This window comes from Variovorax sp. 05N34 (genome assembly GCF_056397405.1).
In genome coordinates this window covers 222,548-243,317 of sequence record NZ_JBFTNI010000008.1, presented here as the reverse complement: position 1 = coordinate 243,317, position 20,770 = coordinate 222,548, and the positions used below count along the sequence as shown (strand labels likewise).

At 61.9% G+C, this 20,770-nt stretch carries 18 protein-coding genes; 17 read left to right on the top strand and 1 reads right to left on the bottom strand.

The window, feature by feature from the left end:
* The first annotated feature begins 10 nt into the window (after positions 1–10).
* From AC1DMA_RS22115 to AC1DMA_RS22085, 7 genes are all read left to right on the top strand, one after another.
* A complete protein-coding gene (locus AC1DMA_RS22115) occupies positions 11–328 on the top strand; it encodes an antibiotic biosynthesis monooxygenase family protein (protein ID WP_478126146.1) in 318 nt (105 codons plus the stop codon).
* Positions 325–1,482 (top strand): ABC transporter substrate-binding protein, encoded by a 1,158-nt coding sequence (locus tag AC1DMA_RS22110; RefSeq protein WP_478126145.1) that lies wholly within the window; start codon positions 325–327, stop codon positions 1,480–1,482. Before AC1DMA_RS22115 ends, AC1DMA_RS22110 begins: the two co-directional genes overlap by 4 nt.
* 681 nt (positions 1,483–2,163) lie before the next feature.
* A complete protein-coding gene (locus tag AC1DMA_RS22105; protein WP_478145495.1) occupies positions 2,164–3,942 on the top strand; it encodes a CocE/NonD family hydrolase in 1,779 nt (592 codons plus the stop codon).
* A gap of 84 nt (positions 3,943–4,026) precedes the next feature.
* Entirely contained in the window at positions 4,027–5,757 is a 1,731-nt protein-coding gene (gene araD / locus AC1DMA_RS22100; RefSeq protein ID WP_478145494.1) for an L-arabinonate dehydratase, read from the top strand.
* Positions 5,758–5,769: 12 nt separating this feature from the next.
* Entirely contained in the window at positions 5,770–6,117 is a 348-nt protein-coding gene (locus tag AC1DMA_RS22095; protein ID WP_478145493.1) for an aldehyde dehydrogenase family protein, read from the top strand.
* 36 nt (positions 6,118–6,153) lie between these two features.
* Positions 6,154–7,305 (top strand): CaiB/BaiF CoA transferase family protein, encoded by a 1,152-nt coding sequence (locus AC1DMA_RS22090; protein WP_478145582.1) that lies wholly within the window; start codon positions 6,154–6,156, stop codon positions 7,303–7,305.
* Complete coding sequence (locus AC1DMA_RS22085) at positions 7,302–8,324, top strand: amidohydrolase family protein (RefSeq protein WP_478145492.1); 1,023 nt, start codon at positions 7,302–7,304, stop codon at positions 8,322–8,324. Before AC1DMA_RS22090 ends, AC1DMA_RS22085 begins: the two co-directional genes overlap by 4 nt.
* A 48-nt stretch (positions 8,325–8,372) precedes the next feature.
* On the opposite strand, the gene AC1DMA_RS22080 is transcribed toward AC1DMA_RS22085, so the two are convergent.
* Entirely contained in the window at positions 8,373–9,062 is a 690-nt protein-coding gene (locus tag AC1DMA_RS22080) for a GntR family transcriptional regulator (RefSeq protein ID WP_478145491.1), read from the bottom strand.
* A 109-nt stretch (positions 9,063–9,171) separates the two neighbouring features.
* Between AC1DMA_RS22080 and AC1DMA_RS22075 the strand changes: the two genes are divergently transcribed.
* From AC1DMA_RS22075 to AC1DMA_RS22030, 10 genes are all read left to right on the top strand, one after another.
* A complete protein-coding gene (locus tag AC1DMA_RS22075; protein ID WP_478145490.1) occupies positions 9,172–10,086 on the top strand; it encodes a fumarylacetoacetate hydrolase family protein in 915 nt (304 codons plus the stop codon).
* Positions 10,087–10,169: 83 nt separating this feature from the next.
* Positions 10,170–11,156: a Bug family tripartite tricarboxylate transporter substrate binding protein gene (locus AC1DMA_RS22070; RefSeq protein ID WP_478126138.1), complete on the top strand. Its 987-nt coding sequence runs from the start codon at positions 10,170–10,172 to the stop codon at positions 11,154–11,156.
* A 2-nt stretch (positions 11,157–11,158) separates the two neighbouring features.
* Positions 11,159–12,331: an enolase C-terminal domain-like protein gene (locus AC1DMA_RS22065; protein WP_478126137.1), complete on the top strand. Its 1,173-nt coding sequence runs from the start codon at positions 11,159–11,161 to the stop codon at positions 12,329–12,331.
* Positions 12,332–12,398: 67 nt separating this feature from the next.
* A complete protein-coding gene (locus AC1DMA_RS22060) occupies positions 12,399–13,358 on the top strand; it encodes a Bug family tripartite tricarboxylate transporter substrate binding protein (RefSeq protein WP_478126136.1) in 960 nt (319 codons plus the stop codon).
* Positions 13,359–13,379: 21 nt separating this feature from the next.
* Positions 13,380–15,176, top strand: a complete 1,797-nt coding sequence (locus tag AC1DMA_RS22055) for a CocE/NonD family hydrolase (protein WP_478126135.1) — start codon at positions 13,380–13,382, stop codon at positions 15,174–15,176.
* 31 nt (positions 15,177–15,207) lie between these two features.
* The gene (locus AC1DMA_RS22050) at positions 15,208–16,056 is read left to right on the top strand and encodes a helix-turn-helix domain-containing protein (RefSeq protein WP_478145489.1); all 849 of its coding nucleotides are present in this window, start codon (positions 15,208–15,210) and stop codon (positions 16,054–16,056) included.
* A gap of 81 nt (positions 16,057–16,137) precedes the next feature.
* Positions 16,138–17,307: an acyl-CoA dehydrogenase family protein gene (locus AC1DMA_RS22045; protein ID WP_478145581.1), complete on the top strand. Its 1,170-nt coding sequence runs from the start codon at positions 16,138–16,140 to the stop codon at positions 17,305–17,307.
* An 11-nt stretch (positions 17,308–17,318) separates the two neighbouring features.
* Positions 17,319–18,119 (top strand): TIGR03084 family metal-binding protein, encoded by an 801-nt coding sequence (locus AC1DMA_RS22040; RefSeq protein ID WP_478145488.1) that lies wholly within the window; start codon positions 17,319–17,321, stop codon positions 18,117–18,119.
* 7 nt (positions 18,120–18,126) lie between these two features.
* Entirely contained in the window at positions 18,127–19,020 is an 894-nt protein-coding gene (locus AC1DMA_RS22035; RefSeq protein ID WP_478145487.1) for a phosphatidylglycerol lysyltransferase domain-containing protein, read from the top strand.
* 113 nt (positions 19,021–19,133) lie between these two features.
* Positions 19,134–20,753 (top strand): acyl-CoA carboxylase subunit beta, encoded by a 1,620-nt coding sequence (locus AC1DMA_RS22030; protein WP_478145486.1) that lies wholly within the window; start codon positions 19,134–19,136, stop codon positions 20,751–20,753.
* Positions 20,754–20,770 lie beyond the last annotated feature (17 nt).

Below are 20,770 nucleotides of genomic sequence, written 5' to 3'. Positions count from 1 at the left end.
GACACTCGCCATGCTGATCTGCATCATCGAATTCAAGGTCCTCCCCGGAATGGAACAACGCAACCGCGAAATGGTTGCGGAGCTGCTCGTTGCCGCGGCGAAGATCGACGGCTTCGTCTCCAAGGAAAGCTTCCTGAGCCGCGACAACGAGGGCAAGCTGATCTCGCTCTCATATTGGCGCGACGCGGAGGCGCTGCGCGCATGGATGCGAGATCCCGAGCATCGCCGGTCGATCCCCATCGGAAAGAACGAGCTGTTCCAGAGCTATGCGATCCAGATTGCGGAACTGGTGCGCGAAAAGGTCTGGACACGTCAGGAGAACGAATGAATATCAGCAAACCGATGCTGAGCTGTGCGAGCATGCTCGCTGCGGCGCTTGCTCTCACTTCCGCGTACGCCGCCGACCTGAAGGTCGGTGTGAGCAGTTCGCTCTCGGGGCCGCTTTCTGCGTTGGGTATCCCCTACGAGAAGGGCATTCGTGCCGCGTTTGCGCTCCATCCGGAGATCGCCGGACGCAAGGTGCAGTTGATCGTGCTCGATGACGCCTCCGACCCCACAACGGCGGCCCGGAACGCGCGCAAGCTCATCAGCGAGGACAAGGTCGATGTGCTGATCGGCACTTCGGGCGTTCCCGGATCGCTGGCGATGGCCTCTGTCGCACGAGAGATGCAGACGCCCTTGATCTCGCCGACGCCGTTCAATCTGCCGGCGGCCGACAGCAGCTGGACAGTGACCGTTTCGCAAGCCTTCCCGGTGATGGTCAACGCCGTGGTTGAGCACATGAAAAAATCCGTCGTGAAGACCGTCGCCTTCATCGGTTATGCCGACGCGCTGGGCGATCTTGCCTACGACTCCCTGGTGAAAAGCGCCGATGTTGCCGGAATCAAGGTGGTGGGCAACGAGCGCTACGGCCGCACCGATGCATCGGTCGCGGGCCAGGTGCTGAAGATCATGGCCGCCCGGCCGGATGCCGTGTTTGCAGGCAACTCCGGCTCGCCAGGCGCCCTGCCCTATCTGGCCTTGAAGGACAGAGGCTACAAGGGCCACATCTACGGCACCCACGGTTTGATCAACGTCGACTTCGTCCGTGTCGCGGCGGCGGCAGCGGATGGATTGATGGTGCCGAGCGGGCCCGTCATGGTTGCGGAAGAGCTGCCAGCGAGCAATGCAGCACGGGAACCTGCCCTGGCATTTCGACGCGTGTATCGGCGCCTGCATGGCACGCTGCCGGAGGACGCCTTCTCGGCCTACACCTTCGATGCATGGCTTCTGTTCGCCAGCGCCGCAGCGCGCGTGGACCGCAAAGTCGAACCGGGCACGCCGCAGTTCCATGCCGCCCTGCGCGATGCGATCGTCAGCACGAAGGCACTTGCCGGCGCGAACGGCACCTACAACTTCAGGCCGGGCCAGCCCTATGGCCTAGAACAGCCGTCCGTCGTTGTCATTCGACTGGAGAAAGGCGCCTGGAGGCTGGTGCCTTAGCCTGAGCATCGGCGTCCCTCCTTCGCTGTCACAGCAACCATCTTGTATGACCCACTCAGGTCGCCACAGCAAAGTTGTCACGCCAGGGCTGTCTGTTCTGGCGATGCCGTAAAGCAACCCTCGCAATTGGTTCACTTGCATCGTGCGGAATTTGAGCAAGAGCGTGCGCATTCGATGAAGACTCAGCATCGCAGCGAGCTTCGCATACAGCAAGACAACCTCGTGACCTGAGGCCGAGACGCTGCGCGAGCTGCTGGAGCCAAGGCGGAACGCGAGCACGTGTTACTGACTTCGATGGGGAACTTTCGCCTGTACTTGGCAGCTTCATCATCTATGGAGTACGGCGCACTCCATGCCCTTTTTAGATGGACTCTCCTCGAAATCTATGCTTTTCAGGTCTCAAGTGCGCTCGCACAATCGCGTCCCGAAGGAGGCACCCAATGAACCCACCCGGGCTGCCAAGGGCGCGCGGCTGCAATACCCGAGGAGCTTGAACAGTTCATCGGCAACGAAATTGCGCTACGGCAAGTTGATCAAGGCGGCCAATATTGAGCCTACGCGTTGAAGCCGCGGATCTCACGCAAGATCAAACACAGTCATGCGCATCGACGGCTGCGAAACGCTTCGCGCTGGGTAGCTACGTTTTTCCCAAGCAATTCCCAGTAACAGGAGGTAGAGAAAATGGCGACGGAACCACGCGTCCAAAGTGCGACTGCGAGCGAAGAAGTAGCAGTCCATGCGGACGGCATGCGCATCCTCTGGGACGCGCCTATCAAGATGAGCGACGGCGTCGTCCTGCGCGCTGATATCTTCCTGCCCAAAGCCCCTGGTCGCTATGGCGCAATCATGTCCTACGGTCCCTACGGCAAGGGACTGCCGCTTCAAGTCGGCTACAAGAGCCAGTGGTCGCGCATGATCACCGCCGCACCGGACATCCTGGGCTCAACCGGCAAGTACCAGAGCTGGGAAGTCGTGGACCCCGAGAAATGGGTACCCGATGGTTTCGCCTGTATTCGCGTCGACAGCCGCGGCGCCGGGCGATCCCCTGGTGTGCTCGACACGCTGTCTTCGCGAGAGATTCAGGACTTCTACGAATGCATCGAGTGGGCAGCGACCCAGTCCTGGAGCAATGGCAAGATTGGGCTCAATGGCATTTCCTACTACGCAACTACTCAGTGGCGGGTGGCTGCGCTGCGGCCCCCGCATCTTGCCGCCATCTGCGTATGGGAAGGCGCAATGGACCGATACAGGGATTCGACTCGCCAAGGCGGCATCTACATGCAGTTCAGCGCCGACTGGTATCGCCGGCAGGTGGCTCCGCTGCAGCACGGTTACGGCGAGCGCGGTTATCGCAACCCGAATACTGGTGAACTCGTCGCTGGCCCCGAGACACTGAGCGACGAAGAGCTTGCCGCAAACCGCCTGAGCCTCGCCTCCAATGAGGTGCTTGACCGCCCGTTGCTCGATGACTACTACAAGGAAAGAACACCTGACCTCAGCCGCATCGAAGTACCGCTGCTGTCCTCTGCCAACTGGGGCGGTATGGGCCTGCACACGCGGGGAAATTTCGAGGGGTATCTGGGCGCAGGCTCTTCCCAGAAGTGGCTCGAAGTTCACGGTGATTCGCACTTCACGCCGTTCTATCGTAAGTCGGGCGTCGAACTGCAGAAGCGCTTCCTGGCTCACTTCGTACAGGGCAAGGACACGGGCTGGGACCGCCAGCCACCGGTCCAACTGCATGTTCGGCGCCCGGGAGAACACTTCACGATCCGCGACGAGCAGGAATGGCCGCTGGCACGCACGCAATGGACCAAGTACTACCTGGATCCGGACGCGCGCAGCTTGGGTGCGACACCAGTCACCGGCGCCAGCATCTCCTACAACACGACGGCCGACGGGATCGTATTCAAGCTCCCGCCGGCCAAAAATGAACTCGAGATCACTGGCCCCATCGCGGCACGACTGGTGGTTTCCTCAAAAACGGCAGACGCAGACGTCTTCCTCGCGCTGCGGCTGTACGCGCCAGACGGCAAGGAAGTCCTATTCGTCGGCTCGAACGATCCGCGCGTCCCCATCGCGTTGGGCTGGCTGCGCGCCTCGCATCGCAAGCTGGACAACGCCAAGTCGCTGCCGTACCGCCCGTATCACACGCACGACGAACTGCAGCCCCTGATTCCCGACGAGCCGGTGGTCCTGGACATCGAGATCGTGCCGACCTGCATCGTGATACCGCCCGGCTACACACTTGCTTTGAACGTGCGCGGCTGCGACTATGAGCACGGCCTGGGTGATGCGGCTCTCCCGAATGCCCCATATCGCATGACCGGGGTGGGACCGTTCACCCACAAGGATCCACAGGACCGGCCGCCCGAGGTGTTCGATGTCGACAACACGTTGCACTTCGTGAAAGGCCGCGAGCCGTTCTTGCTCCTGCCCATTATTCCTTGCAGCAATGATTGAAGTGTTCTTCTCTTCATGCCGACGAGTGACGCAACGGTGCCGCCACAAGTCCTGTCCATTCCGAAGACAAATGGAGATATCCCTATGGCCCAACTCGAGAAACTGCGCAGCCGGCGCTGGTTTGCCAACCAGGACATGCGCAGCTACATGCACGCCAGCAGGCTCATGCAGATGGGTTACGACAGCAAGGACTGGGAGGGCAAGCCAGTCATCGCCATCCTCAACAGCTGGTCAGAATTCAATCCGTGCCATATGCATTTCCGCCAGCGGGTGGACGACGTCAAGCGTGGTGTGTTGCAAAGCGGTGGCTTCCCGTTGGAGATGCCCACGATTTCGCTCAACGACTCTCTCATTAAACCGTCAGCGCTGCTCTACCGCAACATGATGGCCATGGAAGTGGAGGAGATGATCCGCTGCTATCCGGTGGATGGTGTGGTGCTCATGGGCGGCTGCGACAAGACCGGCCCGGCAATGCTTTTGGGCGCCACCAGCGCGGGCGTGCCCACAATCTTTCTGCCGGCCGGCCCGATGCTGCGCGGCAACTCCCGCGGCAAGACGCTGGGCTCTGGATCCGACGGATTCAAGTATTGGGACGACCGACGCGCAGGCCTCATCTCAGAGGCCGAGTGGAACGGCATCATGGGTGGCATTGCCCGCAGCCCTGGCACCTGCATGACCATGGGGACAGCCAGCACCATGGCCGCCATCATCGAGGCGCTGGGCATGGCGCTACCGGGGGCCTCCTCAATCCCGGCCGTGGACGCGAGCCATCAGCGCATGTCTGCCGAGGCCGGCCGCTGCATCGTGGAGATGGTGCACCGCGACGTTCGACCGAAAACCATCCAGACGCGTGAGGCTTTCCTGAACGCAATCATCGTGGCCATGGCCATGGGATGTTCGACCAACGCCATCGTGCACGTTGTTGCCCAGGCTCGCAGGGCCGGTCACGCGATCGGCCTGGAAGACTTCGACCGCATCAGCCGGGACGTGCCGGTCATCGCAAACATCCGGCCGAACGGCACCAGCGCCTATCTGATGGAGGATTTCTACTATGCCGGTGGCCTGCCAGGTCTCATGAAGCGCCTGGAGCACCTTCTTCACTTGGACCAAATGACCGTCTCGGGCAAGACCCTGGGCGACAACATCGCTGTCGCCCAGGTTTACAACGAAGACGTGATCCGTCCGCTCGACAACCCAGTCTATTCAGAAGGTTCGCTCGCCGTGCTGCGCGGCAACCTGGCCCCCAATGGCTGCGTGATCAAGCCCAGCGCTATGGACGCCAAGTTCCTGAGGCACCGCGGGTCGGCCGTGGTGTTCGACGACTATCCGAGCCTCAAGAAGGAGTTGGACAACGAGCAAACGACTCTGACGCCGGACCACGTGATCGTGCTGCGCAATGCCGGCCCCCAAGGTGCCCCGGGCATGCCAGAGTGGGGAATGATCCCCATCCCAACCAAACTGCTCAAGCAAGGCGTGCGCGACATGCTGCGCATCAGCGATGCGCGCATGAGCGGGACCAGCTACGGCGCCTGCGTCCTGCACGTCGCCCCGGAATCGCACGTGGGGGGAAACCTCGCCTTGCTACGCACGGGCGACGTGGTGTCGGTGGACGTCGCCAAACGCAGCATCACCATGGAAGTCAGCGACGAAGAAGTCGCAGGGCGCCGGGCGCAGTGGGCCGCCCCTGCGCCACGCTTTGAACGCGGGTATGGGCGCTTGTTCATCGAACACATCCTTCAGGCCGACCAAGGATGCGATTTTGACTTCCTGTTGCCAGCCGAGGGCGCTCCGGCAGGCGAGCCAGACATCTTCTAGGCGCTTCCAGCGTTGACTCCGCAACATGAGGCCGAAGTCTTGCGTCGACACTGCGTCCTGCTCGAAGCGCGACGTGAGCACGGCTGCACGGGTGTCGCCACGAAGGGCATTTATGAGCGCTTCATCGCCGAGATGCGGCGCAAAATTTCTGAGCTTCGTATCGGCCACTCGCTCGATGTCGATTCGCAGATTGGGCCGATGGCCAGTCGCGAACAGTTCGAGCGGGACCTTTCCTATATTGCATTGGCCCGCAGCGCAGAAGGGAGCATCGTCGGCGGCGAGCCGCTCACGCGCGGTAGCAACGGCTTCTGCGCTGCTGAGTCCTATACCACCGTGAAGACGGGCTATATCCGCGCATAACCGTGCTGCGGGTCACGAGCACTACCGATGAACAATATGGCTCAAGCAACCCCCCGAGGCGCCCTTCAAGGACTGCGCATTGTCGATCTCTCTCGCGTCCTGAGCGGGCCCTACTGCACTCAGATCCTGGCCGATCACGGCGCCAGCGTGCTCAAGGTCGAGCCTCCGACAGGAGACGAGACTCGCACCTGGGGACCTCCTTTCCTCGACGACGTAGCCTCATACTTTCAAGGCGTAAATCGCAACAAGCGCGCCATGTGCCTAGACCTTTCGCAGCCCGAAGGACGCGATCGCGTGCTGGAGCTTTTGGCGCGAGCAGACGTGCTGGTCGAGAACTTCAAGACCGGAACGATGGGGCAATGGGGCCTCGCTTACGAGGAGATCGCCCATCGCTTTCCGCGACTGATCTATTGCAGCATCTCGGGCTTTGGAAGCGATGGTCCCTTGGGCGGGCTGCCTGGCTATGACGCGGCGGTTCAGGCGATGTCCGGCATCATGAGCGTCAATGGAGAGCCAGATAGCGCCCCGACACGCGTTGGCATCCCCATTGTGGACCTCGTCACAGGCTTGAACGCCACGATCGGCATCACGATGGCCCTGCATGAGCGCGAGCGCAGTGGCCGCGGACAGCATGTGGAACTATCGCTTTTCGACTGCGCCCTGTCGATTCTGCATCCGCACACGGCGAATTTCTTGGCTTCAGGGAAAGTTCCGCGGCGAACGGGCAACGCTCACCCCAACATAGCACCCTACGAGACCGTGTCGACACGCACGACACCAATTTTCTTGGCGGTTGGAAACGAGCGGCAGTTTCAGCGACTGTGCGAAGTGCTTGGCGCCCCCCAGTTGGCCGAGCAGTCGAAGTTTCGCACCAATCGGGACCGATCAACCAACCGTGTCGAACTCAGCAAGGAGTTGGCTGCACTCATGCGCGACCACGACGGACAAGAGTTGGCTGATCGTCTGATGAAGGCCGGCGTGCCATGTTCCAGCGTTTTCGACGTCAACATGGCGTTGAATCATCCGCACACGCAACATCGCGGCATGCTGGTGCGTATCGAGGACTATCAGGGAATCGCGTCTCCGATTCGCCTAGCGCGAACTCCGGCGACCTATCGACAAAAGCCTCCGCGCCTCGATGAGCATCAGTTCGCCTTCGACTTCTTGGATTCGCAGACGTCCCCATGACTGAGAACCGACCTGCACCGGGATCCAAGGCATGGCTCGCGCTGGCACACGAAGCGGCCATCGATCCTCAACGGCCGATCATCGATCCGCACCACCACTTGTGGCCGGCGACGGCCCTTCGGCCAGCGTACCTGCTGGCGGACTTTTGGTACGACACCCAGTCGGGCCACAATATCGAGAAGACCGTGTTCGTCGAAACCCGCGCCTCGTACCGCGACGGCGGGCCGGAAGCCATGCGGCCGGTTGGCGAGACCGAGTTCATTGCCCGCATTGCGCGAGCCAGCCTCGAAGGCGGCGGTGGGGCCATCGTCTCGGCAATCGTCGGTTTCGCCGACCTTCGTGCTCCCGAGAAAGAGCTCAGATCCGTACTGCACGCGCACGAGCAAGCCGGAAGCGGCCTGTTCCGCGGTATTCGACAAGCCGGCGCGTTTGAAGCAAATGCGGACATGCTCACCATTCGGCCGCATGCGCCCGCTGGACTTTATGCGAATGCCGGCTTTCGGGTGGGCGTGTCCATGCTTGGAGAACTCGGACTCACCTACGACACCTGGCACTACCACCATCAGAACCCAGCGTTTGCTGAACTAGCGCGCGCAGTGCCGGCGACCACTATGGTGCTCGACCACTTCGGCACCCCCCTTGGGGTTGGCCCCTACGCCACACAGCGTGAAACGATTTTCGAGCAATGGAAGCATGACATCGCCGAGATCGCCAAGTGCCCAAACGTCGTCGCCAAAATCGGCGGCCTCGCGATGCCCGACAACGGCTTTGGGTGGAACAAGCGCGAGACGCCTGCTACTTCTGACGAACTGGTCGAGGCGCAGGCACGCTACTACCACCACGCGATCGAGTGTTTCGGCCCTGCTCGCTGCATGTTCGAGAGCAACTTCCCAGTCGATCGCCGATCGCTCCCATACTCTGTGTATTGGAATGCGATGAAGAAGATTGCAAAACGCTACTCGGAAGATGAGCAACACGCGATGTTCTACGGTACTGCCCAACGCATATACCGACTCTAAGGGGCCAAGCCCGCGATCGGCCCACCGCACGTGCTCCCGGCAACCAGGTCACTTAGTGCTGCCGACAATCAGCCCGTGGGTGTGCTGGAGGTGCGCCGACAGTGCGTCCACGGCGGCGTCAGCCTGCCGATCAATCACAAGCCTTGCAATCGCATCGTGCTCTTGCTCGCGTGCACCGTAGTCTCTGTCTCGCGCGAGATGTTGATACCGAATCGCATGGTCGAACAAGTCAGCGCAAAGAGCAATCATTCGATCGGACCGACAGCCTGAGATCAGCGCCTGGTGAAACGCCTTGTGAGGTGCATCCCAGTCTGGGTTGAGCGAGCGACGGTTGTCCGCGTCGATTAGGTATCGCGGGACTTTGCTCAATCGGTGTAGCGCCAAAACGACCCCTTCCTCCCAAGCGTTGCCGCCGTGCTTGATCGAGTCCCTCAGCGCGGCCTCATACGTCCAGATACGTGCGAGAGTCAGCGATTCGAAGTCAGCGGTGCATGCAGGTGAAACGGTAAAGCCACGCTGCTCCTCGTGTTGCACCAGCTGCTCACGCGTCAGTCGGTTGAGCGCCTCTCTAACCGGAATCGCGCTCAGCCCAAGCTGCCGGGCAAGGTGCGTGAGCCGCAACCGCGTCCCGGGCTCAAGCTGCCCCCGCAAGATCTGCTCCCGAAAGTGATGGTAAGCGCGGAGGGTGTCGGTCTGGGGCGGGACTGCGGCGATTGCGCCAACGTCAAGGCTGTTCATTTTTCATTTATATACGATATTGAGCAAATCTAGGTAAAAACGCGAACTGGCATATCCACAATAAAAATATATACTTTTTATCACGTATCGAACTTTAATATCACATCATATGCGCATCGCCCGATTTCTTTCTCCTCTTGGACCTCGCCTTGGCCTTGTCGCCGCCGACGACAAAGTCGTCGATCTGGTTGCCGCAGCTCAAGAGCAGCGCCTTGACTGGTTCGTGCCAGCGGCCAGTGACTTGCGCCTCTTCGTCGCCGGCGGCGCTGCACTGCGTGAGATCGCCTCAACCATTGCCCATCGAAGCCAACTGCCAGCCTTGGACATGGCATCGCTGCGCCTGCTGGCACCCTTTGAGGCCGGCTCAAAGATCCTCGCGCACGTGGTCAACTACTACGGTCACGACAAAGAGGCGAAGGTCAAGGTTCCGGCCAAGCCGTTCTTCTTTCAGAAGCCAACCAGCAGCGTCGCCAATCCCGGCGACACGATCGTTGCGCACAGTGCGTCCCAGAAACTCGATCACGAAGTTGAGATCGGAATCGTGATCGGTCGGGGCGGCCGGAATATCGATGCAGCGCAGGCATTCGATCACGTGGCAGGCTATATGGTGCTGAACGACGTCAGCTACCGGGACTTCCAGATGAACGATGGATACCCTGATCTCAACACGTCATACGGAAAAAATTGGACGCAAGCGAAAGGCCTCGATGCCGCTTGCCCGATGGGCCCGGTGCTCGTGCTTACCGACGAGTTGCCGGAACCCTATCCACTGCGCAAGCAGTGCCGAGTCAACGGCAAGCTGCGTCAGGACGCGAACTCTGCGGAGATGATTCACAAAGTGCCAGCTCTCATTGCGGAGGTCTCCAAGGGCATGACCTTGTGGCCAGGCGACGTGATTGCTACAGGCACGCCCGCGGGCGGTGGCCTCGGCGACGGAGTCTGGCTGAAGCCAGGCGACGTCGTCGAATGCGAAGTCGAGCGCCTCGGCATCCTGCGGAGCGTGGTTGCGGCCGACTCGGACTGAATCGGCATTCCATCGCCTTGTGGTCCGCGGCGCAGAGCATCAATGGCCTGGCGGCCTGACGCAAAAACGAAAGGAAACTGACGATGTCGATGTTCAACCGGCGGCACATGCTCGCGTGGGCGGCTGGCCTCGCGGCCTTGCCAGCCCACTCAAGCGGCTATCCGGACAGGCCGATCAAACTGGTGGTTGGTTTTCCACCTGGCGGGTTCACAGACGTGTCTGCTCGACTGTTCAGCGATCAATTTCGCGCGCTGACGGGTCAACCCCTGATCATCGAAAACCGGAGCGGCGCCGCTTCCACGATTGCTGCCGGGGTCGTTGCGAAGTCCCCGCCTGACGGCTACACACTGCTGTGGGGCCACACCAATTCACACACCATTGCCCCGGCGATCACCCGCAAGCTGAGTTACGACGCAAAGCAGGACTTCGTGCCAGTCTCGTTGATCGGCTTCACGCCTTTCGTGCTGGTGATCAACCCGGATCGGGTTTCCGCGAGATCGGTCAGCGAGCTGGTCGCACTGGCCAAGGCTCGACCGGGCAAGCTGCAGTGCGCGTCGGCCGGCACCGGCAGCAACCAGCATGTCGCCATCGAGGCGATGTCTGAGGCCGCCGGCATCAGCCTCAATCACATCCCCTATAAGGGCAGCGGCCCAGTGGCGGTGGACCTGATCGGAGGCTCCGTCGACATGAGCATCGACGGACTCACCTCGACGCTGCCGCACATCGAGTCGGGAAGGATGAAGGCGTTGGCCGTCTTCAGCCGTGCACGCGTGCCCCAATTGCCCGAGGTACCCACGATGACGGAGGCGGGCCTGCCCGGCCTTGATCTGGCGTCGTCGTGGGTTGGTGTTCTCGCTCCCGCCGGCACTCCCACAGCCATCGTCGACCAACTGAACAAGACCTTCACACAGATCAGCCGAGCCGACGGTATGGCAGCGCGTTTCGAAAACGCTGGCGGCCTGCTCGGCGAGACGATGAGCCCGACGCAATTCGCCGCCTTCCTGGAGACGGAAGTTGCTCGGATCCGGAGCCTCGTCAAGACTCGAAATATCACATTGGAGATGACTTAGAGATGCGCATCCTGGAAGTACGCGAGGCTGCCTTGCCCATGCGCAGCGATCTGCGCAATTCAGTCTTCTCTTTCGCGGAGATGACAGTCTCGATTGTCGCGGTGAGAACCGACAGGTTTGTGGATGGCGTGCCCGTCATCGGATACGCCTTCAACTCCATCGGCCGGTACGCATGCGGGGAACCGATGCGGGCTCGGTTCATACCCAGACTCACGCAGGTGTCGCCAGAGTCCTTGCTCGATTCCGAAGGATTTCTCGATCCTTCCAAGGCATTGCAGTGCATGCTTGTTGGCGAAAAGCCGGGCGGCGACGCCGCACGGTCGGTGCCGCTAGGCACGATCGAGACAGCCCTGTGGGACGCCACAGCCAAAGCTCGACGTGTTCCGCTGGCAGAGCTGATCTCTCAAGTGTGGCGGCAACGCCCAATGCAAGCCAGGGTACCTTGTTACGTCGGTGGCGGTTGGTACCGGCCTGACAGCAAACCTGGCGACGTGACCGAGGAGCTCCAGCGCCACATCGACGCGGGATACACCCACATGAAAATCAAGGTGGGCGGTTTGTCCCTGCCGGAAGACATCGGCCGCGTCGAGGAGGCGCTGAAGCTCCTCGGCGATCCAGATCGCCTCTCGGTCGATGCCAACGGGCGTTTCTCCACCCAGGAGGCTCTGGAGTATGCCCGCGCCCTGGCTCCATACGACCTGCGCTGGTTTGAAGAGCCCTGCCATCCGAACGACTTCCGCGCTGCGGCTGCAGTGGCAGAGGCTTATCCCGGAGCGCTCGCGACGGGCGAGAACCTGTTCAGCCCCCATGACGTCTGGAACCAGGTGCGATTCGGTGGATGGCGCCAAGACCTTGACTATCTGCAGATGGACCCACCGCAAATCTATGGCATCGCGACGTATGCCAACCTCGTCAAGGAACTCGCGACGGAGGGCTGGGATGCCTCCCGGCACTTCCCGCACGGCGGCAATCAAATGTCCCTCGCGCTTGTCGCCGGTCTGGGACTCGGTGGTTGCGAAGCCTATCCGGGATTCTTCGGTGCTTTCGGCGGCTACGCGGACGACTGCCACGTGTCCGACGGTTGGATGCCCTCTCCCCAGAGGCCAGGCATCGGCTTCGAAGGGCAAAGTCGCCTCTACGCATTGATGCGCGAAGTCGCAGGCGACTGGTTCTAAATGGCGCGGCTTGAGGAAGGTCTTTCCACAAGCCCGCTTTCCTTGAAACCACATCCGGAGACAAGCGATGAAGATCAATCGCAGAACGCTGATCAGCGCAGTACTCGGCAGCGCATTGCCCGCCATGGCCCAAACCAGCAAGTCGGACGTCCTGCGGATTGTCGTTCCCTTTCCCGCGGGATCCGGAATGGATGTCACCGGCCGGCTGATGGCGCACACCCTCGAAACCACGAGCGGTCGCCCCATCATCATCGACAACAAGCCCGGTGCGGGAGCGGTGATCGGATCGTTGGATGTGTCACGGTCGAAGCCGGATGGAACCACGGTGCTGCTGAACTCCGCGGGCCATACGACCAATGCGGCGCTCTACAAGAACCTGCCCTTCGATTCGAAGGCAGACTTCACGCCCATCACCCGGCTGGCCGTCTACTCTGGATGGGCATTGCTCGTCGGCGCGAATTCTCGCTTCAAGACCCTGCAGCAGTTCGTCGATGCCGCGAAGGCGTCCCCGGGGAAATTCACGATCGCCAACTCGGGCCTAGGCAATCCCACTCACATCATGGCCTCGCTCTTTTGCAAGAACGTCGGCGTGGAGTTGGTTCACGTCCCTTACAAGGGCGCGCCAAGCAACGACCTGATCTCAGGCGTCGTCGACTGCACTTTTCTTGCACCGGTCGCCGCGCAGGGCTGGATTCAAGCCAAGCAGATGCGGGCGCTTGGACTCTCGGGAGATGCGCGCTCGCCGATCATCCCCGACACACGCACCTTCACCGAGTTCGGGTTGGACGTGCCCGACATTCCTGCCTGGTCGGGCATATGGGGCCCGAAGGACATGAGCGAAGCTGCTGTCAGTTCGCTCTATGCCATGTTCGTCAAGCTCGGGCAGGACCCCAAGTATCAGCAGTACATCAAGGAAGGCGGCGGCGTGGTCGAGATGATGCCGCCGCGCGACTTCAAGGCCTATGTCGATTCGGAAATCGACCGCTTCCGAAAGATCCTGCCGCCATTGGGAATCCAGATCAGTTGAGTTTCAGAAGGAAAGATCAGAATGAGTCAATCGAACCCGAACCGCGCCTGCGCCGACAACGCGCTTTCCAACGACATGCCCGAGGCGGTGTACGCCGATGGCATGCGCATCCTCTGGGATGTGCCGATTCCGATGAGCGACGGCATCGTCCTGCGTGCAGATGTTTTTCTCCCGCAGGCACCTGGCCGCTATGCGGCACTGATTTCCTACGGAGCCTATGGCAAGGGCGTGCCCATGCAGGTGGGCTACAAGAGTGCGTATGACCGCATGGTGCGCGACTTCCCCGACATCGCCGAAGGCTCGTCGAACAAGTACATGAACTGGGAAGTCGTCGATCCCGAGAAGTGGGTGCCTGACGGCTTTATCTGCATCCGGGTCGACAGTCGTGGAGCAGGCCGCTCGCCGGGCGTACTCGACCCCACTTCGGAGCAAGAAACACGAGACTTGTACGAATGCATCGAATGGGCGGCGACACAGCCCTGGAGCAACGGCAAGATCGGGATGAACGGCATTTCCTACTACGCGACCAACCAGTGGTACGTTGCAGCGCTGCGGCCTCCGCATCTCGCCGCCATCTGCGTATGGGAAGGCTTCGTCGACCGCTATCGGGACGCCGCGCGGCATGGCGGAATCTATTCGCAATTCGGCGAAGGCTGGTATGAGCGTCAGGTGCTGCGGATACAGCACGGCTATGGCGAGCGTGGCGCGCGCAATCCGAACAACGGTGAGCTGGTCTGCGGTCCAGAAACGTTGTCGGATGAGGAACTGACTGCAAAGCGTGCCCCAAAGATGTCCAACGAGTCACTGAACCGCCCGCTGGACGACGAGTTCTATGCCGGGCGCAAACCTGACGTCAGCCGCATCCAGGTGCCTCTGCTGTCGGCCGCAAACTGGGGTGGCATGGGTGTTCACCCGCGCGGCAACTTCGAAGGCTATGTGGGGGCGGGCTCCAGCCAGAAATGGTTGGAGGTGCATGGCAACAGCCACTTCAGTCCCTTCTACCGCGCCGAGGGCGTCGCATTGCAGAAGCGCTTCCTCGGACACTTCCTGCAAGGCAAGGACACGGGCTGGGACCGCCAGCCGCCGGTGCAGTTGCAGATTCGTCGGCCGGGCGAGCATTTCACGATCCGCGACGAACAGGAATGGCCGCTGGCCCGCACGCAGTGGACCAGGTACTACCTGGAACCCGCCACCCGCACCCTGGGCACCACACCGAGCACCGGCGCCAGCATCTCCTACAAGACCACGGACAACGGGATCAGCTTCACCTTGCCTCCTGCTGCCGAAGAGATGGAGATCACCGGCCCCGTGGCCGTCAGGCTGGTGGTGTCTTCCCGCACTGTCGATGCCGACATCTTCCTGGCGCTGCGGCTGTTCGCGCCGGACGGCAAAGAAGTCTTGTTCGTTGGCTCCAACGATCCGCGCGTGCCGATCGCACTGGGCTGGCTGCGTGCCTCGCATCGCAAGTTGGACAAGGCGAAATCGCTCCCGTATCGCCCCTACCACACGCACGACGAGGTGCAGCCGCTTGTACCTGGCGAGCCGGTCGTACTCGATATCGAGATCCTGCCGACCAGCATCGTGGTGCCTCCGGGCTACACGCTGGCTCTCAACATTCGAGGCTGTGACTACGACCACGGGCTGGGCGACGCCGGCTTCTCAGACCAGCCGTACCCGATGACGGGCGTCGGTCCGTTTCGCCACGCGCATCCACAAGATCGGCCGCCGGAGATCTTCGGCGGCGAGAACACGCTGCACTTCGACAAGGGCAACGAGCCCTTCATTCTGCTGCCCATCATTCCTCTCAAGGGTGCCTGAGCAAACTCGATCGAAAGAGTGTGAACGCGAAATGAGAGACTCCATCGAACCCAGAGACAGCTTCATCACGGCGGCAAACGAAAACGCGTTCGTTCCGCAGAGCTGCACGAGCGCCGACCGTGTCATGTGGATCACGACGGATCGCCTCTTCTACGCTGGGCTTCTTGGCTCCCGGAGCATGCACACGCAAGGTGCCATAATCGCGTACGTCGCGATCGATGGTCGCCTGAGCGTGCGGATCGAGGGGGGTGAATGGCAATCGACCGAAGTCGCGATCGTGCAGCCGTACGTCCCATACGAGATCGCTTGCGAAGGCCGTAGCGTGCTCAACGTGTTGATCGAGCCGGAGACGGTCGACATGGGCAAGCTGCCGGCCCTGCTGCGCCGTTGCGGCGCGGTGCATGCACCGGAGTTCGCCGCGCATGTTCGCGACGTGCATCGCCGACTCGCTTCGCAGGGGGGCGCGCCAGATCTGCGCCCGTCCGACTTCGACCCGGCCTTTTTTGGCGAGCCGCTGCCGACACGCCCACTGGACCAGCGCATCGCGACGGCATTGGAGACCATCCGGAACGACCCCTCGGGTGCTGTCCCCTCCGATGAGTGCGCTTCGCGCGTGAACCTGTCTTTCTCGCGCTTTCGGCATCTGTTCAAGCAAGAGGTGGGCATCCCGATTCGTAACGTGCGTGCCTGGAAACGGGCCCGCAGCCTGCTTCACTACGTGCACACTGGCGCCAGCCTGGTACACGTCGCGCTCGACATCGGCTATCCCGATTCGACGCACTTCAGCCATTCGATCCGCCAGGCGTATGGACTCAAGCCCAAGGACATCATCGCGGGATCCCGCAAGCTGCGCATCATCGCGCAGGCGCCTGCGCTCTAGTTAGTGGTCCTCGGCAAGACGTCGAACACACCAGCCGCTCTGCGCAAGACGGGCATGTCGCGCCGCACGAAGATGCGGCTCATGATTGAAACACGTCCCCTCCCTCACTACTTCAGCGCCGAGCACGAAAGCTTCCGGTCAACGCTGCGCGAATTCGTCGATCTGGAGATCGTCCCTTTCGCCAACGACTGGGACGAGTCGGAGACGTTCCCTCGTGATCTCTATCGCAAGTTCGGCGCGCTGGGCGCGCTCGGTATCGGCTATGACGAAGCGCTCGGCGGCACGCCCGCCGACATCTTCTATTGCCTCGTCACGATCGAAGAGGTGGCACGCGCGGGTTGTGGCGGGGTGCAGGCCTCGCTGCTTTCGCACACTATCGGACTGCCACCCGTGGCCGCACATGGCAGTGAAGCGCTCAAGCGGCGGGTCGTGCCGCCCGTGCTGGCCGGTGAAAAGATCGCCGCGCTGGCCGTCACCGAACCCGGCGGCGGATCCGATGTCGCATCGCTCAGATGCACCGCGCATCGAGACGGTGAGCACTATGTGCTGAACGGCGAGAAGACCTTCATCACCTCCGGCATGCGTGCCGACTTCATCACGGTCGCCGTGCGTACCGATCCGGGTTCCAAGGGCGCCAGTGGCGTGTCGGCCCTGCTGGTGGATGGCGATTCGCCTGGGCTGACACGCACGCCGCTGAAGAAGATGGGCTGGTGGTGCTCCGACACCGCCCACCTGCACTTCGAGAATGTGCGCGTACCGGTTGGCAATCTTCTGGGCACCGAGCACCAGGGTTTCAAGGTATTCATGACCAACTTCAACAGCGAGCGGCTGTCGATGTCGGCTGCCGCCTGTGCCTTCGCCCAGGCCTGCCTCGACGAGGCGCTGGCATGGGCGCATGACCGGGTAACGTTCGGACAGCCGCTGTCCCAGCGGCAAGTCATCCGCCACAAACTTGTAGACATGGCGTTGAAGATCGACGCCGCCCGCACACTGGTCTATGAGCTGGCGTGGAGACTTGAGCACCGGCATGGTGATCCGGAGCAACTGGTGGCCCGGGCCTGCATGGCGAAGATCCTATCGACGCAGGCTATGCAGTTCTGCGCCGACCAGGCAGTCCAGATCCTTGGCGGCATGGGTTACATGCGTGGCACCCGCTCCGAGCGCATTTATCGCGAGGCGAAGGTGATGATGATCGGCGGCGGCTCCGAGGAAATCCTCAAGGATCTGGCGGCCCGGCAACTTGGCATCTAGAGGTCGCCACCATGAATGAATTGAGCGCCGACCTCGTGGTGGAACACCGCACTCTCGCGGACCTTTGCGAGTCCTTGTCTCCAGAACAATGGCACCAGCCCACCGAATTCCATGCGTGGACGCCGTGGGACCAGGTAGCGCACCTGCTGTTCTTCGACGAGACCGCACTGCGGGCAGTCAGCGATGCGGCGACCTTCGAAGCCGACCGGGCCGCACTATCGCGCGAGCTCGGGGCCGGCAATGAAATCAGCACCATCGCCCGACGCCGCTATGGCCATCTGGATGGAGTTTCTCTATTGCCGCAATGGCGCCAGCGCCATGAAGCCTTGGCGACCGCCCTCGCCGATCTGGATGCGAAGTCCCGGCTTCCCTGGTATGGCCCGACGATGAGCGCCCGATCGTTCGCAACCGCTCGGCTGATGGAAATCTGGGCGCACGGTCAGGACATCTGGGACATGCTCGGACGCGAGCGGAGACAAGGCCCTGCTCTCAAGCACATCGCGCATCTCGGCGTGACGACCTACGGCTGGACATTCATCAATCGAAAGCTCGAAGTCCCTCAGCCCACGCCCTATGTCGAGTTGCAGGCGCCCGGCGGCGAGCGTTGGGTGTGGGGCGAGCCCTCCGACGAGCAGTGGGTGCGAGGGCCGGCACTCGACTTCGTTCTGCTCGTGACGCAACGGCGCAATCGCGCGGACACACGATTGATGTGGTCCGGAGGATCGGCGGATCGATGGACCCAACTGGCGCAGTGTTTCGCCGGCGAACCCGCGGACGGGCCGGCACCGGGCGCGCGGACCTCGCAACGATGAGTTGGCCGTGGCTTGCTCCGAAGGCGTCGAGCTGACTCTGGCGCTCGCCCCGCGCATCGCTCCACTGCTCGCCCAACGCACCGAAGGCTTGGCCGAACGCACCCCAGCCGACCTTACTTTCGGCAACCTCTGGCTCTTTCGTCATGCCCACCAGTGGCTCTGGCATGACGCTCCATGGCCGTACATCAGTGGTGTGACCTACGACGGACAGCGACTGGCATTGCCGCTGTTCGACCTGCGGAGTGCACCGACAGAGGTCTTGCGCGCCCTGGTGATCCAACATGGCGCGCTTTTTCCCTTGTGCGAGCGCGAAGCTGAAGTTGTTCGCGAAGCCGGCTTCGAATTGGCACAGCACCGTGACGACGCGGACTACGTCTATGGTGCGCAGCAGTTCCACGGCTATCGAGGGCGCTTGCTCCGAAACAAGGCCAACTTGATGTCGCAACTTCTGGCGACGCACGAAATTGACGCCGAACCCTATGGCGCCCGACTGCGCGATGCCGCCCTGAGCGTGCTCGATGGCTGGATGCAGGACAAGAGCAAGGCCCCAGGCGATGCGGACGAAGCCGCCTGCAGAGAAGCCCTCTCGCTCGCGCCTGAGCTGCAACTCATGGGCTTCCTGTACCGCGCAAACGGACAGCCGGCCGGCTTCCTGCTGGCTGAAGCCCTACAGGAGGGCGTCTGGGCAGTGCGGTTTGCCAAGGGATTGACGCGCTTCAAGGGAATCGCCCAATACATGTTCCACCACTTCGCGGCCAGCGGAAGTTCCGGTGACGGGCCTGCCGTGGACTGGCTCAACTTCGAGCAGGACCTGGGGCTGGCGAATTTCCGGCAAACCAAGACGAGCTACAGGCCAGCCTTTCTGCTTCCGAAATGGCGTGTCCTGGCGTCCAGGTCCTAGTCCGGATCTCGATGCATGTCGCGGCGCCCGATCAACCGCTTTGCGCAAGATTGCGCGAACTGTTGAGCCTACGCTGACGAGGTCGCCGCAACTGATCCTTGAACCAAGCAGCCATGCCTCAAATCGAATCCACTGTCTCCACAAGCGCTTCTGCCTACACGACCAATCGCAACCACATGCTCGGACTTATCGAGCAACTGCGCGTGTATGAACGGCGCACGCATGAGAAGTCCGCCGCCTCGCGCGAACGCTTCGAGAAGCGCCAGCAGTTGTTGCCGCGCGAACGCCTCTCGCTGCTGCTGGATCCCGGCGCTCCATTTCTCGAGTTGTCCACTCTCGCAGGCTTGGGCCTTGACACGGCCGAACTTGGCAGGAGCGTTCCCGGTGGCGGCGTGATCGCGGGCATCGGCTTCGTCAGCGGCATCCGATGCATGGTCTGCGCCAATGACTCCGGCATCGACGCAGGCGCGCTGCAGCCCATGGGCCTGGACAAGCAACTCCGTATCCAGGAGATCGCGCTGGAGAACAAGCTGCCGTACGTCCAGTTGGTGGAAAGCGCGGGCGCTAACCTCATGCAGTACCGTGTCGAGGAGTTCGTGCGCGGTGGCAATGTCTTCCGCAACCTGGCACGCCTGTCGGCGGCAGGATTGCCGGTAGTGACCGTCACGCACGGGTCCTCGACTGCGGGCGGCGCCTATCAAACCGGCTTGTCGGACTACATCATCCTGGTTCGCGGGCGCTCGCGGGCATTTCTGGCAGGCCCCCCACTGCTCAAGGCAGCGACGGGCGAGGTCGCGACGGAAGAGGAACTGGGCGGCGCCGTGATGCACACGTCTGTATCGGGCCTCGGTGACTACCTGGCGGAGGACGATCGGGACGGCCTGCGCATCGCCCGCGAGATCCTGGGGCAGATTGATTGGAACCGTGGCATGCCGCTGGAGCGGACGCGTACGCACAAGGCGCCGCGCTACGACGTTGAGGAACTGCTGGGGATCATGCCAGCGGACCCCAAGCGACCCGTGGACATGAAGCAGGTGATCGCGCGCATCGCCGACGATTCCGAGTTCCTGGAGTTCGGCCCCGAGTACGGCAGCGCCACTGTATGCGGGCACTTCAAGATCGAGGGCTTTCCCGTCGGCGTGATTACAAACAACGGCCCCATCGATCCAGCCGGTGCGTCGAAGGCCACACACTTCATCCAAGCCTGCTGCCAATCCCGCACACCGATCCTCTATCTGAACAACACGACGGGCTTCATGGTGGGCCGTTCCTACGAAGAGGCCGGCATCATCAAGCACGGCTCCAAGATGATTCAGGCCGTGACCAGTGCAACGGTGCCGCAGGTCACGATCTACTGTGGCGCGTCATACGGCGCAGGCAACTACGCGATGTGTGGTCGAGGCTTCCACCCGCGCTTTTGCTTCAGCTGGCCCAACGCCAAGACCGCCGTGATGGGCGGCGAGCAAGCTGCGCAGACGATGCGGATCGTTAGCGAAGCCGGCATGCGTCGCAAGGGGAATGTAGACGAGGCAAAGCTGGACGAGATGTCGGACCGCATTGTCAACCGCTTTGACAGTCAGATGAGCGTGTTCACCACCAGTGCGCACCTGCTGGATGACGGCGTGATCGATCCCCGCAATACTCGCGCCGTGCTGGCCAACGTGCTTGCGATTTGCCGCGAGGCCGAGGATCGAACCCCGCAGGCCATGCAGTTCTCGGTCGCTCGTCCGTGATCGACTCCATGACCAAT

Coding starts and splice junctions, on each gene's coding strand:
- AC1DMA_RS22115 (WP_478126146.1), top strand. CDS start 11: ATGCTGATCTGCATCATCGAATTCAAGGTCCTCCCCGGAATGGAACAA.
- AC1DMA_RS22110 (WP_478126145.1), top strand. CDS start 325: ATGAATATCAGCAAACCGATGCTGAGCTGTGCGAGCATGCTCGCTGCG.
- AC1DMA_RS22105 (WP_478145495.1), top strand. CDS start 2,164: ATGGCGACGGAACCACGCGTCCAAAGTGCGACTGCGAGCGAAGAAGTA.
- araD (WP_478145494.1), top strand. CDS start 4,027: ATGGCCCAACTCGAGAAACTGCGCAGCCGGCGCTGGTTTGCCAACCAG.
- AC1DMA_RS22090 (WP_478145582.1), top strand. CDS start 6,154: ATGGCTCAAGCAACCCCCCGAGGCGCCCTTCAAGGACTGCGCATTGTC.
- AC1DMA_RS22085 (WP_478145492.1), top strand. CDS start 7,302: ATGACTGAGAACCGACCTGCACCGGGATCCAAGGCATGGCTCGCGCTG.
- AC1DMA_RS22080 (WP_478145491.1), bottom strand. CDS start 9,062: ATGAACAGCCTTGACGTTGGCGCAATCGCCGCAGTCCCGCCCCAGACC.
- AC1DMA_RS22075 (WP_478145490.1), top strand. CDS start 9,172: ATGCGCATCGCCCGATTTCTTTCTCCTCTTGGACCTCGCCTTGGCCTT.
- AC1DMA_RS22070 (WP_478126138.1), top strand. CDS start 10,170: ATGTCGATGTTCAACCGGCGGCACATGCTCGCGTGGGCGGCTGGCCTC.
- AC1DMA_RS22065 (WP_478126137.1), top strand. CDS start 11,159: ATGCGCATCCTGGAAGTACGCGAGGCTGCCTTGCCCATGCGCAGCGAT.
- AC1DMA_RS22060 (WP_478126136.1), top strand. CDS start 12,399: ATGAAGATCAATCGCAGAACGCTGATCAGCGCAGTACTCGGCAGCGCA.
- AC1DMA_RS22055 (WP_478126135.1), top strand. CDS start 13,380: ATGAGTCAATCGAACCCGAACCGCGCCTGCGCCGACAACGCGCTTTCC.
- AC1DMA_RS22050 (WP_478145489.1), top strand. CDS start 15,208: ATGAGAGACTCCATCGAACCCAGAGACAGCTTCATCACGGCGGCAAAC.
- AC1DMA_RS22045 (WP_478145581.1), top strand. CDS start 16,138: ATGATTGAAACACGTCCCCTCCCTCACTACTTCAGCGCCGAGCACGAA.
- AC1DMA_RS22040 (WP_478145488.1), top strand. CDS start 17,319: ATGAATGAATTGAGCGCCGACCTCGTGGTGGAACACCGCACTCTCGCG.
- AC1DMA_RS22030 (WP_478145486.1), top strand. CDS start 19,134: ATGCCTCAAATCGAATCCACTGTCTCCACAAGCGCTTCTGCCTACACG.